The following is a 2,886-nucleotide window of genomic DNA, read 5'->3' as shown; positions in this document are numbered from 1 at the left end:
GCTTGGCGCTTGGCGCTTGGCGCTTGGCGCTTGGCGCTTGGCGCTTGGCGCTTGGCGCTTGGCGCTTGGCGCTTGGCGCTTGGCGCTTGGCGCTTGGCGCTTGGCGCTTGGCGCTTGGCGCTTGGCGCTTGGCCGCGCCGGGGCGCCACGCGCCGCCCGGCGCGGAAGCCGCGCCCTTCCCTGATATCTAGCGCAGGCTGAGCTGCGCGCCCGCGGCCAGCGCCTTCATCGCGGCGTTGCCCGCAGCCGCACCAAACTTGCGTGCAACGCGGTTCGTCAGGCTCTCCTTCACCGTGTAGTCGACGAGATCCGGCGCCTTCAGCACGTCGCGCGCGACTGTGTCGGTCGTGCCGAAGCCGTCCGCGAGCCCGAGCTCGACGCCCTTCTCGCCGGTCCAGAACAAGCCCGAGAACATGTCCGGCGTCTCGTGCAGGCGCGCGCCGCGCCCGTCCTTCACGGCCTTGATGAACTGCGTGTGAACCTGGTCGAGCAGCGCCTGCGCGTGCGCATCCATCTTCGGCGTCTCGGGCGAGAACGGGTCGTAGAAGCCCTTGTTTTCGCCCGACGTGTGCAGGCGCCGCTCGACGCCGAGCTTGTTCATCAGGCCCGTAAAGCCGAAACCGTCCATCAGCACGCCAATCGAACCGATGATGCTCGCCTTGTCGACATAGATTTTGTCGGCCGCCGACGCAATGTAATAGCCGCCCGACGCGCACATGTCGGTCACGACCACGTAGAGCGGCTTGCCCGGGTACTTCGCGCGCAGGCGCTTGATCTCGTCGTAGACCATGCCCGCCTGCACGGGGCTGCCGCCCGGGCTGTTGATCTGCAGCACGACGCCGGCCGTGCCGTCGTCGTCGAACGCGGCGTTGAGCGCCGTGTTGATGTCGTCGGCGTTCGCGTTGACGCCGGCCGCGATCTCGCCGTCGATCGTCACGAGCGACGTGTGCCGGCCGCTCGTCGAGAACTTCGAATCGCTCGAGAAATCGATCAGCGCAAACGCGAGCAGCAGGAACACGCCGAGGAACGCGAAGCGGAAGAAGATCTTCCAGCGCCGCGCCGCGCGCTGCTCCCTGATCGCGGCGAGCGCGATCCGCTCGAGCGCCGCGCGCTCCCAGTTCGGCTCGCTGCCGTCGGAGCGGGAGGAGGAATCGGCAGGGGTCGGTTGGTCGGCCATGCTGGGTTGCCTGGTTGTCGTCAGTCGGAAGCGGCGGGACGCAGATCCGCGTCGGGCAGCCAGAATACCGCGCGACCGTCCGGCGTGTCGCGCTCGTCAACCTCCACCGGGCGCAAGCGGGCGCCGCGGCACGGGCCGCCGACGCATTTGCCGGTGTCCGGCGCATAGATCGCTCCATGCGTCGCGCACATCAGATACAGGCCGGACGACTCGAAGAACTGTCCCTCGACCCAGTCCAGCTCCATCGGCACATGCGCGCAGCGGTTCAGGTAGCCGTACGCGCGCCCATCATAGCGGACGAAGAACACGACGACCGGTTCGCCGCGCAGCAGCGCGTCGACGCGCACGCCGGTGCCGCAGTCGGCCAGCGCGTCCGACGCGCACACGCGGATCGGGTCCGGTGCAGGAATCGCACTCATGCGTGCTCGCGCAGCCAGCCGGCCAGCGCCTCGACGTCCGGCGCGACGAAGCGCGGCTCCAGCGCGGCGAGCGCATCGGCCGAATGCGCGCCGTACGCGACGCCGATCCCGGCGGCGCCCGCGCTCGCGGCCATCTGCAGGTCGTGCGTCGTGTCGCCGATCATTACCGTGCGCGCCAGATCCTGCCCCAGTTCACGCGTCAGCTCCTGCAGCATCGCCGGATGCGGCTTCGAGAACGTCTCGTCCGCGCAGCGCGTCGCATCGAACAGGCTCGTCAGCTTCGCCTGGTCGAGCGCGCGGTTCAGCCCGACCCGCCCCTTGCCGGTGGCGACCGCGAGCAGGTAGCCCGTGTCGCGCAGCTCAGCGAGCAGCTCGCGCACGCCGGCGAACAGCTCGATGCGCTGGTCCTTGATCAGGTAGTGATACCGGTAGCGCTCGGCGAGGCGCGGATAGTCGGACGGATCGAGGGTCGGAGCGGTAATCTGCAGCGCATCGCGCAGCCCAAGGCCGATCACGTAGCGGGCCGCCTCCTCGGACGGCGTGGGCAGACCGAGATCGCGGCATGCGGCCTGGATGCTGTAGGCGATGTGCGCCGTCGAATCCATCAGCGTGCCGTCCCAGTCGAAGACGATCAGATCAAATTGCTGTCGGGACATGCGTTTCAAGCGGTATCGCGCAATGCGCTCAGTTGGTCGAGGAAGCGCCGGCATTCGTCCGGCAGCGGCGCGTCGAACTGCAGCGCTTCGCCGGTCAGCGGATGGGCGAGCCGCAGCCGGTGCGCATGCAGGAACATCCGCTTCAGCGACGGCTGCGCGTTCGCGCGCGCAAGCGCCTTGTTCAGTGCGAAATCGCCGTACTTGGCGTCGCCGACGATCGGCAGGCCGAGATGCGCGAGGTGCACGCGAATCTGATGGGTCCGACCCGTTTTAAGTTCCGCCTCGACGAACGCGTATTCGGGCCAGCGCTCGACGAGGTTGAAAATGGTGTGCGACGGCAGCCCGTCGTCCTGCACGCGCACGCGCCGCTCCCCTTCCGGGGTCGAATACTTGAACAGCGGCGCCTTGACCGCGCGGCGGCGGCCCCAGTCGGCCTGCCACTCGCCGTGCCCGCATGCGTAGTAGCGCTTGTCCATCTTGTTCTCGCGGATCTGCTCGTGCAGGCCGACCAGCGCGGTGCGCTTCTTCGCGAGCATCAGGATGCCGGACGTCTCGCGGTCGAGACGGTGCACGAGCTCGAGGAATTTCGCGCGCGGGCGCGCCTGGCGCAACTGCTCGATCACGCCGAACGCGA

The 2,886-nt window shown here is 68.5% G+C and carries 4 protein-coding genes; all 4 read right to left on the bottom strand.

Annotation, left to right across the window (positions count from 1 at the left end; all coding sequences use genetic code 11):
- Nucleotides 1–187: 187 nt before the first annotated feature.
- Entirely contained in the window at nt 188–1,177 is a 990-nt protein-coding gene (locus tag G3N94_RS40590) for a S49 family peptidase (RefSeq protein WP_205799801.1), read from the bottom strand.
- Between the two features lie 20 nt (nt 1,178–1,197).
- Nucleotides 1,198–1,596, bottom strand: a complete 399-nt coding sequence (locus tag G3N94_RS40585; protein WP_205799800.1) for a Rieske 2Fe-2S domain-containing protein — start codon at nt 1,594–1,596, stop codon at nt 1,198–1,200.
- On the bottom strand, nt 1,593–2,252 hold the full coding sequence (locus G3N94_RS40580; RefSeq protein WP_205799799.1) for an HAD-IA family hydrolase: 660 nt from the start codon (nt 2,250–2,252) through the stop codon (nt 1,593–1,595). The genes G3N94_RS40585 and G3N94_RS40580 overlap by 4 nt, the downstream gene beginning before the upstream one ends.
- A gap of 5 nt (nt 2,253–2,257) precedes the next feature.
- A partial coding sequence (locus G3N94_RS40575; RefSeq protein ID WP_205799798.1) for a pseudouridine synthase occupies nt 2,258–2,886 on the bottom strand: 629 nt, incomplete at its 5' end.

It is taken from the genome of Burkholderia sp. Ac-20353, assembly GCF_017104785.1.
In the GTDB taxonomy this organism is placed as follows: Bacteria; Pseudomonadota; Gammaproteobacteria; order Burkholderiales; family Burkholderiaceae; genus Burkholderia.
This window is presented reverse-complemented; position numbering and strand designations above follow the sequence as displayed.